This is a genomic window from Micrococcus sp. iso_26, assembly GCF_056172975.1.
Genome location: NZ_CM149652.1, coordinates 733,251 through 749,823 on the forward strand (window position 1 = coordinate 733,251; position 16,573 = coordinate 749,823).

At 73.4% G+C, this 16,573-nt stretch carries 16 protein-coding genes; 14 read left to right on the forward strand and 2 right to left on the reverse strand.

All coding sequences use genetic code 11. From position 1 onward, the window contains the following. Positions 1-18 precede the first annotated feature (18 nt). A complete protein-coding gene (locus tag AC0VX0_RS03400; RefSeq protein WP_336647008.1) occupies positions 19-1,422 on the forward strand; it encodes an MFS transporter in 1,404 nt (467 codons plus the stop codon). A gap of 19 nt (positions 1,423-1,441) precedes the next feature. On the opposite strand, the gene AC0VX0_RS03405 is transcribed toward AC0VX0_RS03400, so the two are convergent. Further along, positions 1,442-2,020, reverse strand: coding sequence for a dienelactone hydrolase family protein (locus AC0VX0_RS03405; protein ID WP_257746702.1), 579 nt, complete (start codon positions 2,018-2,020; stop codon positions 1,442-1,444). A gap of 579 nt (positions 2,021-2,599) precedes the next feature. Further along, positions 2,600-5,599: an FtsK/SpoIIIE domain-containing protein gene (locus AC0VX0_RS03410; RefSeq protein WP_355504408.1), complete on the reverse strand. Its 3,000-nt coding sequence runs from the start codon at positions 5,597-5,599 to the stop codon at positions 2,600-2,602. Between the two features lie 237 nt (positions 5,600-5,836). Between AC0VX0_RS03410 and AC0VX0_RS03415 the strand changes: the two genes are divergently transcribed. From AC0VX0_RS03415 to AC0VX0_RS03475, 13 genes are all read left to right on the forward strand, one after another. Further along, entirely contained in the window at positions 5,837-7,063 is a 1,227-nt protein-coding gene (locus tag AC0VX0_RS03415; protein WP_041104284.1) for a TadA family conjugal transfer-associated ATPase, read from the forward strand. Then, positions 7,063-7,920 carry a type II secretion system F family protein gene (locus AC0VX0_RS03420; RefSeq protein WP_060974324.1) on the forward strand — a complete coding sequence of 286 codons (858 nt, stop codon included), beginning with the start codon at positions 7,063-7,065 and terminating at the stop codon, positions 7,918-7,920. The genes AC0VX0_RS03415 and AC0VX0_RS03420 overlap by 1 nt, the downstream gene beginning before the upstream one ends. Beyond that, a complete protein-coding gene (locus AC0VX0_RS03425) occupies positions 7,917-8,858 on the forward strand; it encodes a type II secretion system F family protein (protein WP_060974325.1) in 942 nt (313 codons plus the stop codon). The genes AC0VX0_RS03420 and AC0VX0_RS03425 overlap by 4 nt, the downstream gene beginning before the upstream one ends. Before the next feature lie 87 nt (positions 8,859-8,945). After that, a complete protein-coding gene (locus tag AC0VX0_RS03430; RefSeq protein WP_010079078.1) occupies positions 8,946-9,152 on the forward strand; it encodes a hypothetical protein in 207 nt (68 codons plus the stop codon). Between the two features lie 2 nt (positions 9,153-9,154). Further along, on the forward strand, positions 9,155-9,583 hold the full coding sequence (locus tag AC0VX0_RS03435; RefSeq protein ID WP_036381779.1) for a TadE/TadG family type IV pilus assembly protein: 429 nt from the start codon (positions 9,155-9,157) through the stop codon (positions 9,581-9,583). Then, positions 9,567-9,995 (forward strand): hypothetical protein, encoded by a 429-nt coding sequence (locus tag AC0VX0_RS03440; protein ID WP_036313982.1) that lies wholly within the window; start codon positions 9,567-9,569, stop codon positions 9,993-9,995. Before AC0VX0_RS03435 ends, AC0VX0_RS03440 begins: the two co-directional genes overlap by 17 nt. After that, the gene (locus AC0VX0_RS03445) at positions 9,995-10,453 is read left to right on the forward strand and encodes a Tad domain-containing protein (protein WP_036381775.1); all 459 of its coding nucleotides are present in this window, start codon (positions 9,995-9,997) and stop codon (positions 10,451-10,453) included. Before AC0VX0_RS03440 ends, AC0VX0_RS03445 begins: the two co-directional genes overlap by 1 nt. Further along, on the forward strand, positions 10,450-11,184 hold the full coding sequence (locus AC0VX0_RS03450) for an alpha/beta fold hydrolase (RefSeq protein ID WP_095353822.1): 735 nt from the start codon (positions 10,450-10,452) through the stop codon (positions 11,182-11,184). Before AC0VX0_RS03445 ends, AC0VX0_RS03450 begins: the two co-directional genes overlap by 4 nt. Positions 11,185-11,196: 12 nt before the next feature. Beyond that, positions 11,197-12,318 carry a peptide chain release factor 2 gene (gene prfB, locus AC0VX0_RS03455; protein ID WP_049147200.1) on the forward strand — a complete coding sequence of 374 codons (1,122 nt, stop codon included), beginning with the start codon at positions 11,197-11,199 and terminating at the stop codon, positions 12,316-12,318. A gap of 217 nt (positions 12,319-12,535) precedes the next feature. Then, positions 12,536-13,603 carry a 2,3-butanediol dehydrogenase gene (locus AC0VX0_RS03460; RefSeq protein ID WP_041104337.1) on the forward strand — a complete coding sequence of 356 codons (1,068 nt, stop codon included), beginning with the start codon at positions 12,536-12,538 and terminating at the stop codon, positions 13,601-13,603. Positions 13,604-13,793: 190 nt separating this feature from the next. Next, positions 13,794-15,002, forward strand: coding sequence for an acetyl-CoA C-acetyltransferase (locus AC0VX0_RS03465; protein ID WP_041104293.1), 1,209 nt, complete (start codon positions 13,794-13,796; stop codon positions 15,000-15,002). A gap of 31 nt (positions 15,003-15,033) precedes the next feature. After that, a complete protein-coding gene (locus AC0VX0_RS03470) occupies positions 15,034-15,843 on the forward strand; it encodes a CoA transferase subunit A (protein ID WP_041104295.1) in 810 nt (269 codons plus the stop codon). Beyond that, on the forward strand, positions 15,840-16,505 hold the full coding sequence (locus tag AC0VX0_RS03475; RefSeq protein ID WP_044659239.1) for a CoA transferase subunit B: 666 nt from the start codon (positions 15,840-15,842) through the stop codon (positions 16,503-16,505). The genes AC0VX0_RS03470 and AC0VX0_RS03475 overlap by 4 nt, the downstream gene beginning before the upstream one ends. Positions 16,506-16,573: the final 68 nt, after the last annotated feature.

Below are 16,573 nucleotides of genomic sequence, written 5' to 3' on the forward strand. Positions count from 1 at the left end.
CTCCCGTAGGATTCGACGGTGGACTTCGGAGCGTACGGACGGCTGTTGCAGGACCCTCGGATCCGCCATCTGCTGGCGGTGGGGTTCATCGCCCGCTTCCCGCACACCGCGGCCGGGGTGATCCTCACCCTCCACGTGGCTCTCACGCTGGGCCTGGGCTACGGCCAGGCCGGCCTGGCCGGGGCGGCGATGACGCTGGGCATCGCGGTGGGCTCGCCGTGGCGGGGCCGCGTGGTGGACGCGAAGGGGCTGCGCCGTGCACTGTTGCCTTCCGTGATCGCGGAGGCGGTGATCTGGCCGATCGTCCCGTGGCTGCCGTTCTGGCCGATGCTCCTGGCCGTGTTCCTGGGCGGCGTGTTCTCACTGCCGATCTTCTCCGTCGTCCGGCAGGGACTCGGCGTGCTCACCCACGGCAAGGACCGGCAGACGGCGTTTGCCCTGGACTCCATCGTCACGGAGACGATCTTCATGATGGGCCCGGCGCTGGGCGCCGTCGTCGCGGCCACGTGGTCGAGTGCCCTCGGCCTGACCATCGTCGGCCTCTCCAGCGCGCTGGGCGGCATCCTGCTGATGTGGTTCAACCCGCCGACACGGTCGAGTCAGCTGGCCGTCGTCGGACCGGCGACCGAGGATCCCTACACCGAGGAGCAGGACCGTCAGGAGGCGATCGCCCAGGCGGTGACCGCCGCGCCCATGCACGTGGAGATGGCCGCCCCCAGCCTGGCCACCGGCGCGCTGCCGGCCATTACGGAGGCCATCCCCCTCGTCACCGGGTCGCTGCCCGTCATCGCCGCGGACGGCTCCGGGCCGACGACGGCGCCGCGCCCGGCCCGGGCCGAGCGGCTGCGGCAGTGGCGGCGGAGCCACTTCTCCTGGGTTGGGTCGGAGGTGCTCGGCGTGCTCGTGGTGTCGATGGCGGCCGGGATCGTCATGGTCGGCACCGAGGTCTCGATGGTGGCCGAGCTGGAGTCGCAGGGCGCCGCGGCGTCGGTGGGTCTGGTGTACGCGTTCTGGTGCGGCGCCTCCGCCGTGGGCGGGCTCTTCTATGGGGCCTGGGGTCGCCAGGTGCACCCGTACCTGCTGATGGCGCTGTTCGCCGTGGCGACGGTGCCGCTCGCGCTCGTGGACGGGGTGTGGGCGCTCGCGCTGGCCTCGATCCCCTCGGGTCTGCTGACGGCGCCGACCCTGGCCTCGGCCTCGTCGCGGCTGTCGCACCTCGTGGTGGAGGAGCGGCGCGGCGAGGCGATGGGCTTCTACGGCTCGGCCATGACCGCGGGCGCCGCGATGGGCGCCCCGCTGGCCGGCGTGTTCATCGACGGCGTCGCCCCGTCCGCGGGCTACGTGTTCGCGGCGGCCGCGGGCTTCGTGTTCGTGCTGCTGGCCGCCCTGGCGACGGTGATGCGCGGGCGGCGTCCCGCCTGAGCCGGACCCGCTCCGCGCGTCAGGCCAGGAGCTCGTGGATGCGGCGGACCAGCACGGCGGTGAGGTCCGCGTCGAAGTCCGCGGTGGAGGAGTCCATGAACAGGTGCCGGTCCGTGTCGTACTCGAAGAGGTCGGCGGGGCGGTCCGGGTGCTCGGCGGTGGCCGCGTAGGAGCGGGCGGTCTCGAGGTCGCCCTCGAGGGCCCAGGGGTCGCGGGTGCCGAGGTGGATCTGCAGGGCGGTGTGGGGCTGCCAGAGCGGGGCGTAGGCGTCGAGGTCCAGGGCGCCGGCCATGGCGATGCACGCGCGGAAGCCGGGGACCACCTGGGCGGCGCGCCAGGCGGGCATCACGCCCAGGCTGATGCCCGCGACGACGGAGGCCTCCTGGTGCTCGGCACACGACCGCATGCCGCGGCGGCCGATCTCCTCGAAGCCGATCTGTTGGGCGTGGGCGACACCCTCGTCCACGGTGGCGAAGGTGCGGCCGTCGTAGAGGTCAGAGGTGTGGACCGTGTGACCGCCGGCGGCGATCTGGTCGGCGAGCGCGCGCACGCCGTCCGTGAGACCGAGGGCGTGGTGGAAGAGGATGATCTGCGCCATGGGTCAGAGCGTAGACCGCGGTGAGCGGCTGCCCCAGAGGGCGGGTGGGTGATCGGGGGCGAAGAAGAGAGGTGGCTCGCGTGTCTCGCCACGGGTGAGTTGCCGCTCATTGCGTGGAGGGCAAGCGCAGTGTTTCTCCGACCGGTGCCCTGGGTTCTCGTTGCAGCGCTCCTCCCCGGGCGTGCTCTGCTGGGTGGGGGCGAGACTCGGGGACGCATGCTGTCGGTGCGGATGCGGAAAGGAGGCTCCTGCCCACCGGAGACTGCGCGAGCGAGCGGCGAGGAATCTTCTGCATGAGTGCCGAGGCACTCGTGCGAACGGTCACGGGGCTACTCGAGGCAGGACCGGACAGCAGCCTCCTCGCTTCATCCGTCTTGCGACCTTCGGGACGTCTTCGCCGGACGATGCGGCGTCCCCTTTGGACGGACGGCGACGAAGGGGCGCCCTGTCCGACTGCTCCTGGCGACCTCGACCACGGCATCCACGTTCGACGGAGGACGGGAGAACGTCTCGCCGGGTGGACGTCGGAGCTGAGTCCACCGTTCCGCTGCGGTCACACGGGAATCGCCGTCAGTGCGGTCACGCCGGGGCGGGAGACGCGAGCTGGCAGGGCATGCCGGGTTCGGGGACGGCGGGACTGATGTGCACGGCCCGCCCCGGCAGGGGCTCGACCTCGGTCAGCCGTGGCCAGATGAGCCGGTGCTCGGCGTTCGTCCCGGCCGGCACGAAGAAGCGGTGGGGCAGGTGCAGCAGCAGCCGGCCCGTCGCCAGCTCTCGGCCGCCGAACACCGCCAACCGCAGGCCGGCGGCGGTCGGACGGCCGAGCCAGTCGTGCACGTCCTCCTCGACCGTGCGGTAGGTGTCCCCGACGCGCAGGCCGGACCACGCGTTCCAGCCCGTGATCACCGCCGTGCCGCCGGCGGCCGCGAGCTCGCGCAGGCGGGCCAGGGCGGCCTCCCCGGCCCCCTCGACGTCCGGGGTCAGCACCGGCGTCCCGGACCGCGCGGCCGCCGCGGCCTCCCCGGTGCCGTCCAGCACGGCCACCGGCCGGCCGCTGCGCAGCGCCACTTCGACGACGGCGGCCAGCGTCTCCGCGCGACCGCCCGCGGCCTCGACGATCCATGCGGTGCGTCCCTCCGCGCCGGTCGGCCACCGCCAGGGACGGTGCCGGCCGTGGGCCGCGTCGTCGAGCAGGGCCAGGGCCGTGGCCTCCGCCCGGCGAGCGCGGTCCGGCACCCAGCGCTCCGGCAGGGCGGGGGTGACCACGGGCGGGGGTGTCGGCCAGTCACCCGCCGCGTACTTCTCCACCAGGACCGAGACGACGGCCTCCCAGGGGGCGACGGCCGGGGCGGCCGCGGCCTCGCCCAGCCGTCGCCACACGGGCGTGCCGCCGTCGACCGTCCACTGGGACGCGCGGAACGGGACCGTCGGGCGCCCCGCCGTCGAGAGGATCGCGGAGCCGGGGCGACGCGGGTCGAGCCGGGCCGCGGCGGCCGTGCCCACGAGATCCCACGACTCCTGCTCCGTCGCGGTGCGCAGGGCGATCGTGCTGCCCAGGTTCGAGCGCAGGTCCGAGCCCACCGCACCCGTGGCCCGCTGCGTGGCCAGGATGAGGTGGAAGCCCAGGGAACGGCCCGTGGCGGCCAGACGCTGCAGGACGGCGGCCGCGTCCGGGTGGTCGTCCACGAGCACGCGCAGTTCGTCGATCGCCACGACGAGCCGAGGCAGCGCCGCGTCCGGATGGCGGCGACGGAAACCGGGATAGTCGCTGACCCCGGCCTCTGCGAAGAGGGCCTCGCGGCGATGCAGCTCCGCCCGGATGGCGCTCAGCGCCCGCAACGAGGCCGTTCCCACGTGGTTGGTCTCCAGGCTCATCGTGTGGGGGAGCGCGCCCAGCGGACCGAACGACGCGCCGCCCTTGAAGTCCAGCAGCAGGAACGCGACCTCGGCCGGCGGGTGGTGCGCCGCAGCCCCCAGCAGGAGGGACAGCAGGAGATCCGACTTCCCGGATCCCGTGGTGCCCGCGATGAGCAGGTGCGGCCCGTCGGCGGCCAGGTCCATCTCGACGACGCCCGTCTCGTCGCCGCTACGGACGAGGGTCACGGTGAGCCCGTCGACGGCATCGCGGGCGCCCACCTGCCCCGGTGGTGTGAGCGTGCCGTCGCCGTCGTCGGTGGGCAGCAGGCCGAGGTCCACGACGTCGTCGGCCAGCTCGGTCAGCCAGGCGACCAGGGTGCCGTCGGCGAGGCCGTCGGCGGTCACGTCCTCGAAGCGCTGTTGTTCGGCCGGGACCACGACGGTGCGCCCGCGCAGGTCGACGACGGCGTCCCCCGGCGCAGGCGACGGCCCGGTGAAGTCGTACCGCGTCCAGGGCAGATCCGCCCGGGCCGTGGGCGTCGTCCCCGCGTCGCCGCCGATGGCGGCCCGCCACGCTCGCCACGCCGGATCCAGTGCCGCGTCCTCAGGAGCCGACACCAGCAGCCGCGGGCCGGAACCGCCCGACCACCAGGTGCGGCGGACTCCACCGGCCTCCACCACGAACGCGCCGTCGGCGGCCACCGCGTGCCGCAGGAGCTGGAACACCGCCCACCGGCAGGCCCCGGCCACATCGCGCGGCGGCCCGAGCACGACGACGCGCGACTCCGGCGGTGACGTCGTCATCACGGTGCGCCGCGACGTGACGGCCTCCACCCATGCCTCGTCCGGGTCGTCCCGCGACAGGGACAGCGCCCCGACGCCGGAACCCCACGAGACCGCCACGGCCTCGTCGGCCCCCGCCGTCAGCCCGAAGCGGTCCGTCGCGCCGGAGCGGATGGCGCGGGCCACCCCACCGGGGCTCAGTGCCGCCCGAGCCCGCCGGCGGACGACCGCGTCCGCGCGGGCGGCGAGCAGCCGCGCATGCCGCAGCCGGGTGCGGCGCTGCATCGCCAGCATGACCAGCGCCACCGTCACGGACAGCACGCCGAACAGCAGGAACATCGGGTTGCCCATCATCAGGACCAGGGCGACCCCGAGCACCAGCGGGCCCAGGGCGGCCACCAGCGGGATCACGACGGACTGCCGGGCCGGTGGGGATCCGAGGTCGATGGCGGGCGGCTCCGGTGTGATCGGCCGCGGCAGGGCGGACCCGGGCCCGCGGACCAGGCCCAGGGCGGTCCGGCCCACAGGGAGCGGGCTGCGGCCGTCCCACAGGCGTCCGGTGCCCCGAGGGCCGTCGTGGACGTGCAGCCCGGTGGGCGCGAGCCGCAGACGCATCGGCCGCGACGGGGCAGAGGGATCGTCCAGCAACAGCCGCGCCTCGCCGCGTCCCACGCTCAACCCGCCCTCCCCCAGAGGGACGAGGCGGCCGGCGTCGGGTCCGTGCTCGGTGACCACCGCGAGCTCCGGCCCGCGGGTCGGTGCACTCCCGACCCGTTCCGCGTACGTCACGCTGCGCGGCCCGGCAGCGCACCGGCGCAGCGACCGGGCGGGAAAACGTTCCCGCACCGCCCGATCCTGCTCGTCCGCGTCGGCGGGGAAGTGCTCCACCCGCCATGTCTCGGGAGCGGCCCCGCCCAGGATCCGCACGCTCCAGGCCATCCCCGCCCCTCCCTCCTGAGACCGGCGACCGGCCCGTCCGGCCGCCTGGGGACGACCCTGCCACGGCCTGATGGCGGCTCGGGCGGCCTGTGGACAACTCCCCGTCGAACGGGACCGCCGCCACGTTGTCCACAGTCATGGTGTCCTGGACCACACGCATCGACGGAACGGGGTATCTTCCTGATCGAGACATGTGCGGCGCTGGGGATGGCGCCGAATCGGGCACAGGAGGGACACATGGATGCGGTGCGCATTCTCGAGGACGAGATCCGGGAGATCGTCCGGCGGCAGGGCATCGATCCGCAGCGTGAGCACGCCCGGGTCCTGACGCTCATCCAGGACGCGGCGGCGGACTACGAGTCCCGCGCGATGGTCAGCTCGTTGCCGGACCTGGAGGATCCCGTGGCGGCGCGGCAGGACCTGTTCGACCGCATCGCGGGCCTCGGGCCGCTCCAGCGGCTCATGGACGATCCCTCCGTGGAGGAGATCTGGCTGAACGCGCCGGACGCCGTCTACTGCGCGCGGTCGGGCCGCTCCGAGCTGACGGGCATCGTCCTGACCGAGGAGGAGGTGCAGGACCTCGTCGAAGTCATGTTGAAGTCCTCGGGCCGGCGGCTGGACCTGTCGATGCCGTTCGTCGACGCGGCCCTGCCAGACGGTTCGCGCCTGCACGTGGCCATCCCCGACATCACGCGGCGGCACTGGGCCGTGAACATCCGGAAGTTCATCGCCCGGGCGCGCCGGCTGGACGACCTCGTCCGGGGCGGTTCCCTCACTCCGACGGCGGCCCGCTTCCTGGACGCGGCCGTGGACGTGGGCATGAACATCCTCGTCAGCGGGGCCACCCAGGCGGGCAAGACCACCCTGCTCAACTGCCTGGCTTCGGCCATCGGCCCGCGGGAGCGGGTGATCACCGTGGAGGAGATCTTCGAGCTGCAGATCCCGGTGCGCGACGTCGTCGGGCTGCAGTGCCGCCAGCCGAACCTGGAGGGCCACGGCGAGATCCCGCTGCGCCGCCTCGTCAAGGAGGCGCTGCGGATGCGCCCGGACCGCCTGATCGTCGGCGAGGTGCGCGAGGCCGAGGCACTGGACATGCTCGTCGCGCTGAACTCCGGCCTGGCCGGCATGTGCACGATCCACGCGAACTCGGCCGCGGACGCGCTCACGAAGCTCTGCACGCTGCCGCTGCTGGCCGGGGAGAACATCTCCCGGGACTTCGTCGTCCCGACGGTCGCCACGTGCATCGACGTCGTCGTGCACTGCGAGCGCGACCGTCAGGGCCGCCGGCGGGTGCGGGAGATCCTCACCGTCGGCTCACGGGTGGAGGGCGGGGTCATCGAGACGTCGGCGCTCTTCCAGCGTGACGCCGAGGGCGACCTGCGCCTCAACGAGGGTGCAAACCTGGAGTTCGAGGCGCTCGCCCGTCGCGGCGTAGACGTCCACGAGCTGGTGGGGCTGCGCTGATGGCCGCGCTGCTGGGGCTCGCGCTCGGCTGCGGCCTGTTCCTGCTGTGGTGGTCCCTCTGGTCCCCTCCCACGGAGAAACCCGGGGCCGCCCGCACCGACTCCCGCCTGCGTGTGCTGATCGCCCAGTCCGGCATCCAGCGTCTCAGCCCGGCCGGCGTCGTGTCCGCCATGGCCGTCGGCGGTCTCGTGGTCGGGCTGCTCGTCCTGTCGCTGACCAGTACGTGGACCATCGCCGCGTGCTTCGCCGTCTTCGGCGCGGCCGTGCCCTGGCTGCTGTTGTCCTGGCAGGCCCGCCGGCGGTCCACGGCACTGCGCGAGCTGTGGCCGGACGCGATCGACCACGCCCGGTCGGCCATCCGCGCGGGCCTGACTCTCCCGGAGGCGCTCATCCAGCTCGGGGAGACCGGGCCGGAGGGGCTGCGCGAGCCGTTCCAGCAGTTCGCCCGGGACTACCGGGCCGGAGCCCGCTTCGTGGACGCACTGGACCGGCTCAAGGCCCGGATGGCCGACCCCGTCGCGGACCGCCTGGTGGTCTCGCTGCGCTTGACCCGCGAGGTCGGCGGCGCCGACATCGGCCGTCTGCTGCAGACCCTCTCCGAGTTCCTCCGGCAGGACGCCCGCATCCGCGCCGAGCTCGAGGCCCGGCAGTCGTGGACCGTGAACGCGGCCCGGTTGGCGGTGTGCGCCCCGTGGCTCGTGCTCCTGCTGCTGGGGACCCAGCCCGCCGCGGTCGCGGCCTACCGGTCCGCCGCCGGCGGGGCCGTGCTCCTCGCCGGCATGGTCGCCTCCGTCGTCTGCTACCGCGTCATGCTCCGCATCGGCGCGCTGCCCCGGGAGAAGCGGGTGTTCGCATGACGTCCGCGCTGATCTGGGCCGCGCTCCTGGGCCTCACCCTCGGGGCGGGACTGCTCCTCATCCTGGTCACCCAGCCGGTGGGCTGGCGCCCCAGCCTCGAGCAACGGGTCGAACCGCAGCTGCGCCACCACATCCCGGCCTCCCGCCTCCTCGAGGAGGAACGTGCGGGCGCCTCGCCCTGGGGAGCGTGGGGACGCATCCTCGATCCCGTGGTGCAGGCCGGAGTCGGCTGGGTCCAGCGCATCTCCCCGGGCGGGGCGGCGCTCGACCGCAAACTGGCCGCCGCGGGGCTGGCGGTCACGTCGACGGACTTCCGTGCCCAGCAGGTCCTGAGCGCGGCCGCGGGGGCCGCCGTGGCGGCCGTCCTCGCGCTCAGCCTCACCGTCACGGGCCGCGTGCCGGTGATCACGGGGGTCGCCCTCGTGATCGCCGGCGGCATGGCCGGGTTCCTGCTCCGGGAGCAGCTGCTCTCCCTGCGGGTGCGACGGCGGCGCGAGGCCATCCTCTCCGAGTTCCCGTCCGTGGCCGAGCTGTTCGCGCTCTCGGTGGGCGCGGGGGAGAGCGCCGCCGGAGCGCTCGAACGCATCGCGGGGACGGCGCGCGGGGAGCTGGCCGGCGAGTTCCGCACCACGCTCGCCGACATGCGTGCCGGGGCGTCGCTGTCCGCGGCGCTCAAGGCCATGGGACGGCGCGTGCAGCTGGCCCCCGTCGAACGGTTCATCGGGGGCGTGCTCATCGCGCTCGACCGCGGCACGCCCCTCGCCGACGTCCTGCGCGCGCAGGCCCAGGACGTGCGTGAGATGGGTCGCCGCGAGCTCATGGAGGCCGCCGGCCGGAAGGAGATCCAGATGATGGTCCCCCTGGTGTTCGGCATCCTCCCGCTCACGGTGATCTTCGCCGTCTTCCCCGGCATCTCCCTGATGCGCCTGGGGTTCTGAAGACCCACAACTGAATAGTCCATCCATCCACCCACGATCACCATCCACTCCGGCCGCACGGGCGGCCGGCCACCCGAGGAGGGGACCATGCTCCACCACCACGCCATCACCGTCCTGGCCGCCCTGCGCGCCCTCATCCACGACGACGTCCGCGACGAGCGCGGCGACGTCCCCGGCTGGGTGATGATCACCCTCATGTCCGCCGTGCTCGTGGCCGGCCTGCTGGCCCTCGCCCTGCCGGCGCTCCAGGGACTGTTCAACCAGGCCATCTCCCAGGTGTCCCAGGGCGGCTGAGCATGCCCCGGGGTGCTGCCCACGGCGCGCAGGCGCCCCGTGGCGGCCACACGGGTGTCCGCTGGCGGGACGACCGGGGCGCCGCGGTGGCCGAGTCCACCATGGTGATGACCCTGGTCGTCCTGCTCTTCGCGGCGCTGCTCCAGGCCGGCGTCGTGATCCACACGCGCAACGTGATGATCGACGCCGCCTCCGCCGGCGCCCGGTACGGGGCGCTCGCGGACCGGAGCCCCGAGGACGGCGTCCAGCGGGCTCGGGAGCTGCTCTCGGCCGGCGTGCCCGGCCAGTCCGGGGCCGACGTCGCCGCGGAGCTCACCAGCCAGGACGGGGTCCCGGTCCTGCGCGTCACGGTCTCGAGCTCGCTGCCCGGCCTGGGGTTCCTGCCGGGCCCGATCCCCGTGGAGGTGAGCGGTCATGCGTTCCGTCAATGACGTCCGCGACGAGCGGGGAGCGGCCACGGTCGAATTCCTGGGCCTCACCCTCGTCCTGTTGATCCCCGTGGTGTACCTGATGATCTACGTCTCCCAGGTCCAGGCCGCGGCGTTCGCCTCGGTCGCCGCCGCTGACCAGGCCGTCAAGGCCGTGGTCGCCGAGGCTGATCACCCCAGCGCAGGCGCCGCCCACGCCACCGTCGAGCTCACGCTGGCCGACTACGGCGTGGGCGCCGGCCAGTACGACCTGACCGTCGGCTGCGATCAGGGCGGCTGTGGCACGCTCGAACCGGGCGAGGTCGTCGCCGTGCGGGTGGACGTGGGGGTGCCCGTCCCTCTCACGCCGGCAGCGTGGTCGCTGACCCCCGTGACGGTGGGTTCCGACGCCCGGCAGACTGTGCCGAGGTTCTGATGCGCCGCCGCCTCACCGCTCGCCTGGGTCACGACGACGGGCAGACCACCGTCCTCACCGTCGGCCTGTGCGCCGTGCTCGTGGCCCTCATGCTGGTCATGCTCGCGGTCACCACCGTGCAGTTGCAGCACCGCCGCCTGCAGTCGCTCGCGGACTCGGCCGCCATCGCCGGGGCAGAGGAGCTCGGCTTCCGGCTGGGGGAGGACCCGGGCGTCGTGCTCTCCGACGACGACGTCGCCGCCTCCGCCAGCGCACACCTCGCGGCCGTCGGTGCCCAGGAGGCCGTGCCCGGGCTCGGCGGGATGAACGCCCGCGTGGCCGACGACGGCACCACCGTCGTCGTCACCCTCGACGCCCGGGCCGATCTGTTCGCCATGACCGGCCCGTTCGCGGGGACACTGCCCCTGTCGGTCCCCCTCGAGGCGACGGGCAGCAGTCGCACTAGCCTGGCCCGGTGATCCGCTTCCTCCACGGCATCGGTGGCCGGCCCGCCCACTTCGAGCCCCTTACTGACGCCCTCGGCGCCGTGGCCGACCTCGCCGCCTCGCCCGCCCTGCCCGGCCACCCGGGCACGGACGCCGGCGGTCAGGGCCGCCCCCGGGCCGCACGGCCGGCGATCGAGGCGGACCCCGTCCTCGACGCCGCCCGCACCTGGGCGGCGCAGGCCGGCCCCGTGCCGGGGCTGCTGATCGGCCACAGCACGGGCGGGGTCATCGCGCTGCGCGCCGTCGCCGACGGGCTGGTGCGGCCCCGCGCCCTCGTGGTCATCGACTCGAACGTCCCGGTGACGGACACCGCCCTGGCCGCCCGGGCGGCCAAGGCCCGCCTCGCCGCCCGCCCGGACTGGCGGAGCGTGCTCCGCGCCTCGCTCGCGCGGGACCTCCTCGTCCCGGAGCCGTGGCGCGAGCGGATCCTGACCGACCTGGACGCCACGCCGGACCATCCGATGCGCGAGCTCTGGGCCGCCGTCCTCGCCGCGGACACCCGTGCCCTCTGGGCCGGCATCACCGTCCCGACGCTATACGTGCGCAGCACCCGGGACGTCCACCAACGGGACCTGGACGCGGTCACGCAGCACGCCACCGTCGTCGATGTCAGCACGGGCCACTGGCCGCACGTCACGGAGCCCGAGGCCGTCGCGGCGGCGATCCGCCGCTGGCACACGACCGGCGTCCACCCCACGCGGTAGGCTGGCCGAATCATGGCTGACACTGACTTCTCCGCGGAGATCGACTCCCTGCGCCACACCCTGGCCTCCATCGAGCAGGTCTCGGACCTCGACCGCATCAAGGCGGACATCGCCGAACTGGAGCAGCAGGCCTCCGCACCGGACCTCTGGGACGACCCGGAGGAGGCCCAGAAGGTCACCTCCAAGCTCTCCCACCGTCAGACGGACCTCAAGCGCATCACCTCCCTGGAGAGCCGCATCGAGGACCTGGAGACCATGGTCGAGCTCGCCGCGGAGGAGGACGAGCCCTCCCTCCTCGACGACGCGAACCAGGAGCTGACCTCCATCCGCAAGGCCCTGGAGGAACTCGAGGTCGTCACGCTGCTCAGCGGCGAGTACGACCAGCGCGACGCCGTCGTGACCATCCGCGCGGGCGCCGGCGGCGTGGACGCGGCCGACTTCGCCGAGACCCTCATGCGCATGTACCTGCGCTGGGCCGAGCAGCGCGGCTGGTCCACCAAGGTCATGGACACCTCCTACGCGGAGGAGGCCGGCCTGAAGTCCGTCACCTTCGAGGTCAACGCGCCCTACGCGTTCGGCACCCTCTCCGTGGAGGCCGGCACGCACCGCCTCGTGCGCATCAGCCCCTTCGACAACCAGGGCCGCCGCCAGACGTCCTTCGCGGCGGTCGAGGTGGTGCCGCTGATCGAGTCGGACGACTCCATCGAGATCCCCGAGTCCGAGATCAAGGTGGACGTGTTCCGCTCCTCGGGCCCCGGCGGCCAGTCCGTGAACACCACGGACTCCGCCGTCCGCATGACGCACCTGCCCACCGGCATCGTCGTGTCCATGCAGAACGAGAAGTCGCAGATCCAGAACCGTGCCGCCGCCCTGCGCGTGCTCCAGTCCCGTCTGCTGCTGCTGCGCAAGGCCGAGGAGGACGCGAAGAAGAAGGAGATGGCCGGCGACGTCAAGGCGTCCTGGGGCGACCAGATGCGCTCCTACGTGCTGAACCCGTACCAGATGGTCAAGGACCTGCGCACGGGCCACGAGGAGGGCAACCCCTCCTCCGTGTTCGACGGCCACATCGACGATTTCGTGGACGCCGGGATCCGCTGGCGCGCCGAGCAGGTCAAGGCCGCCCAGGAGGACTGAGCCCCACGGCGCGGCCCCGCCGCCCAGGCCACCACGACGCCGGCCCGCACCTCCGCAGTGAGGCGCCGGCCGGCGTCGCCGTTCAAGCCCCCGCAGGGGCCTCGGGCCTGGCCCGGGAGACCGGCCCGGTGGGATGCTCGAAGCACCGGGCAGGCGCCCCCGCGCGCCGGTCCGGCACCAGACTCCATTCCCACCCAGGAGGTCGACCAGCATGACCATGCGCGCCGCCCGTTGGCACGGCAAGAAGGACATCCGCATCGAGGAGATCGACTCGCCCACGGCCGGCCCGGGGCAGGTCCTCGTGGACGTCGCGTGGTGCGGCATCTGCGGCACGGACCTGCACGAGTACCTCGAGGGCCCGATCTTCATCCCGCCGGCCGGGCACCCGCACCCGATCTCCGGCGACGCCGCCCCCGTCACGCTCGGCCACGAGATGTCCGGCACCGTCGCCGCCCTGGGCGAGGGCGTCACGGACCTCGAGGTCGGCCAGAAGGTCGTCGTGGAGCCGTACATCGTGCGCGAGGAGGACCGGGACCGACCGGACTACAACCTCGCGCCGGACATGAACTTCATCGGCCTGGGCGGCGACGGCGGCGGACTGGCCGAGCAGATCGCGGTGCAGCGCCGCTGGGTCCACCCGGTGGCCGACTCCGTGCCTCTCGACCAGGCCGCGCTCATCGAGCCGCTCTCCGTGGCCCACCACGCGTGGGTGCGGGCCGGCTCTCCGACGTCGGGCGTGGCAGTGATCGGTGGCGCCGGCCCCATCGGCGCGCTCACGGCGGCCGTGCTCAAGGGCAAGGGCCTGACGGTGTACGTCTCCGAGCTCTCGGAGCTGCGCCGCCAGAAGGTGCTCGAGGCCGGCGTGGTAGACGAGGCATTCGACCCCCGCGAGGTGGACGTGCCCGCGAAGATCCGCGAGCTGCACGACGGCCAGGGCGCGGACGTGGGCTTCGAGTGCACCTCGGTGGACGTGGTGCTGGACATGCTGCTGGACGCGGTGCGTCCCGGCGGGGTGATCGTCAACGAGTCCATCTGGGGCCACGAGCCCGCCGTGGCCCTGCACAAGCTGGTGATGAAGGAGATCGACCTGCGCGGCACCATCGCGTACGCGAACGACCACGCGGACACCATCCGCATGGTCGAGGACGGCGCCGTGGACCTCGCGCCGTTCATCACCGGCAAGATCGGCCTCGACGACCTGGTCGACCAGGGCTTCGAGACCCTCATCCACCACAACGAGACGGCCGTGAAGATCCTCGTCTCGCCCACCGGCCAGGGCCTCTGAGGCTCCGGCCCGATCCCCGGACGTCCCGACGACGGCCCGCACCCGCGCGCTGCGGGTGCGGGCCGTCGTGGTCCCTGTGCCGCGGCGCGCCGTCACAGACGCGTCGCTCCCTGGCGCGCCTGTGACCGGGGTCATAGACTGCATTTGAGTGAATCGTGATGAACCGAGTTGAACGTCCCAGGAGGACCGCATGACCGCCGAGCTGCCCCAGCCTCAGCCCACCGATGCCGTGATCGTGGGCGGTGCCCGCACGCCCTTCACCCGGCTGCTCTCGCAGCAGGCCGACCTGCGCGCCGTGGACCTGGGCGCCCACGCGATCACGCACGCGCTCGAGCGCGCCGGCGTGGCCCCCGAGGACGTGGACATGGTCTACATGGGCCAGGTCGTGCAGGCCGGCGCGGGCCAGAACCCGGCCCGCCAGTCCGCGCTCGCCGCGGGCATCCCGTTGAACGTCCCGGCCATGACGATCAACAAGGTGTGCCTGTCCGGCCTCACCGCCGTGATCGACGCCGCCCGTCTCATCCGCCTCGGCGAGGCGGACGTGGTGGTGGCCGGCGGTCAGGAGTCCATGACCAACGCCCCGCACCTGCTGCCCGGCGCGCGCAAGGGCTTCAAGTACGGACCGGCCACCATGCTCGACGCCGTCGCGTGGGACGGCCTCACCGACTCCCTGAGCCACGAGGCCATGGGCGAGCTGACCGAGTCCGGCAACGGCGAGCGGAACATCGCCCGCGCCGAGCAGGACGAGGTCGCCGCGGCCTCGCACCAGCGGGCCGCCCGGGCCCAGTCCGAGGGCGTCTTCGAGGGCGAGATCGCCCCGGTGGAGATCCCGCAGCGCAAGGGCGACCCGCTGGTCGTCTCCCAGGACGAAGGGGTCCGCCCGGACACGACCGCCGAGTCGCTGGGCGCCCTGCGCCCGGCGTTCGCGAAGGACGGCACCATCACGGCCGGCAACTCCTCGCCCCTGTCCGACGGCGCCGCCGCCCTCGTGGTGACCTCGCGGGCCTTCGCCGAGGAGAAGGGCCTGACGATCCTCGCCACGGTGGGCGCACCCGGCCAGACCGCCGGCCCGGACAGCTCGCAGCTGCACTCGCAGCCTTCGGACGCGATCGCCGCGGCGGTGCGGAAGCAGGGCTGGGACGTGGCCGACCTTGACTTCATCGAGATCAACGAGGCGTTCGGCGCGGTGGCCGTGCAGTCCCTGCGCGACCTCGGCTACCCGCACGAGAAGACCAACATCCACGGCGGCGCCATCGCCCTGGGCCACCCGATCGGCGCCTCCGGCGCCCGGCTGGCCCTGCACGCCGCCCTCGAGCTCGACCGGCGCGACGGCGGCCGCGCGGCCGTCTCGCTCTGCGGCGGCGGCGGCCAGGGCGAGGCCCTGATCCTCTTCCGCTGACAGACCGCCCCTGACAGAAAGGACCCCGGACATGGCTCTCGACAAGACCGTGGCCACGCCCGCCGAGGCGGTGGCGGACGTGCCGGACGGCGCGTCCCTGGCCGTCGGCGGCTTCGGGCTCTCCGGCAACCCCGTGCAGCTCATCGAGGCCCTGCTCGAGCAGGGCGCCACGGACCTGTCCGTCGTCTCCAACAACTGCGGCGTGGACGGCTGGGGCCTGGGCATCCTGCTCGGCGCGCGCCGGCTGCGGAAGATGACCTCCTCCTATGTGGGGGAGAACAAGGAGTTCGCCCGCCAGTACCTCAAGGGCGAGCTCGAGGTGGAGCTCGTCCCGCAGGGCACCCTCGCGGAGAAGCTCCGCGCCGGCGGCGCCGGCATCCCGGCGTTCTACACCCGCTCCGGCGTCGGCACCCAGGTGGCCGAAGGCGGCCTGCCCATGCGCTACGACGCGGACGGCACCGTGGTGAAGTCCTCGCAGGCCAAGCCCACGGACACGTTCGTGCTCGGCGAGGGCTACCTCAGCCAGACCCCGGACGAGCCCGAGACCTATGTGCTCGAACGCTCCATCGTCACCGACTTCTCCCTCGTGCACGCGTGGAAGGGCGACCGCCACGGCAACCTCGTGTTCCGCAAGGCCACCCGCCAGTTCGGCCCGCCCGCGGCCATGGCCGGCCGCGTGTGCATCGCGCAGGTGGAGGAGCTCGTCGAGCCCGGCGAGATCGACCCGGATGACGTGCACCTGCCCGGTGTCTTCGTGCACCGGATCGTGGAGGTCGGCACGGACATCGAGAAGCGGATCGAGAAGCGCACCGTGCGCGCGTCGGGGGAGGGGCGGGCATGAGCGAGCAGACCACCGGGCGTCCCCAGGGCCTGAGCCGCGACCAGATGGCGGCCCGCGCCGCGCAGGAGCTGCCGGACGGCGCCTACGTCAACCTCGGCATCGGCATGCCCACGCTGATCCCCAACCACATCCCCGCCGGGCGGTCCGTGGTGCTGCAGTCCGAGAACGGCATCCTCGGCACGGGCCCGTACCCCACGGAGGACGCCGTGGACCCGGACCTGATCAACGCGGGCAAGGAGACCGTCACCGTGAACCCGGGGGCGTCCTTCTTCGACTCCGCGCTGAGCTTCGGCATGATCCGCGGCGGCAAGATCGACGTCGCCGTCCTGGGCGGCATGGAGGTCTCCGCCGCGGGCGACCTGGCCAACTGGATGGTGCCCGGCAAGATGGTCAAGGGCATGGGCGGTGCGATGGACCTCGTCCACGGCGCCGGCCGCGTGATCGTCATGATGGACCACGTGTCCAAGGACGGCACCCCCAAGATCGTCGACCAGTGCACCCTGCCGCTGACCGGCCGCGCCGTCGTCGACCGCATCATCACGGACCTGGCCGTGATCGACGTCGTCGGCACCCCGGAACAGCCCCGCCTGGCGCTCGTGGAGACCGCGCCCGGCATCACCGAGGAGCAGGTCCGCGCGCTCACCGGCGCGCCGCTGGACTGAGCCGACGACGCCGCCCCGCGGCCCCGGCGCACCGCCTCGGCGGGCATCGGGCCGGCACGGGATAGACT

What these genes read in the sequence shown, in the direction of transcription:
- AC0VX0_RS03440 (WP_036313982.1), top strand. Translation starts at nt 9,567, where the DNA reads ATGCGTTCCGTCAATGACGTCCGCGACGAGCGGGGAGCGGCCACGGTC.
- AC0VX0_RS03460 (WP_041104337.1), top strand. Translation starts at nt 12,536, where the DNA reads ATGCGCGCCGCCCGTTGGCACGGCAAGAAGGACATCCGCATCGAGGAG.
- AC0VX0_RS03470 (WP_041104295.1), top strand. Translation starts at nt 15,034, where the DNA reads ATGGCTCTCGACAAGACCGTGGCCACGCCCGCCGAGGCGGTGGCGGAC.
- AC0VX0_RS03410 (WP_355504408.1), bottom strand. Translation starts at nt 5,599, where the DNA reads ATGGCCTGGAGCGTGCGGATCCTGGGCGGGGCCGCTCCCGAGACATGG.
- AC0VX0_RS03465 (WP_041104293.1), top strand. Translation starts at nt 13,794, where the DNA reads ATGACCGCCGAGCTGCCCCAGCCTCAGCCCACCGATGCCGTGATCGTG.
- AC0VX0_RS03405 (WP_257746702.1), bottom strand. Translation starts at nt 2,020, where the DNA reads ATGGCGCAGATCATCCTCTTCCACCACGCCCTCGGTCTCACGGACGGC.
- AC0VX0_RS03445 (WP_036381775.1), top strand. Translation starts at nt 9,995, where the DNA reads ATGCGCCGCCGCCTCACCGCTCGCCTGGGTCACGACGACGGGCAGACC.
- AC0VX0_RS03420 (WP_060974324.1), top strand. Translation starts at nt 7,063, where the DNA reads ATGGCCGCGCTGCTGGGGCTCGCGCTCGGCTGCGGCCTGTTCCTGCTG.
- AC0VX0_RS03475 (WP_044659239.1), top strand. Translation starts at nt 15,840, where the DNA reads ATGAGCGAGCAGACCACCGGGCGTCCCCAGGGCCTGAGCCGCGACCAG.
- AC0VX0_RS03425 (WP_060974325.1), top strand. Translation starts at nt 7,917, where the DNA reads ATGACGTCCGCGCTGATCTGGGCCGCGCTCCTGGGCCTCACCCTCGGG.
- AC0VX0_RS03415 (WP_041104284.1), top strand. Translation starts at nt 5,837, where the DNA reads ATGGATGCGGTGCGCATTCTCGAGGACGAGATCCGGGAGATCGTCCGG.
- prfB (WP_049147200.1), top strand. Translation starts at nt 11,197, where the DNA reads ATGGCTGACACTGACTTCTCCGCGGAGATCGACTCCCTGCGCCACACC.
- AC0VX0_RS03430 (WP_010079078.1), top strand. Translation starts at nt 8,946, where the DNA reads ATGCTCCACCACCACGCCATCACCGTCCTGGCCGCCCTGCGCGCCCTC.
- AC0VX0_RS03435 (WP_036381779.1), top strand. Translation starts at nt 9,155, where the DNA reads ATGCCCCGGGGTGCTGCCCACGGCGCGCAGGCGCCCCGTGGCGGCCAC.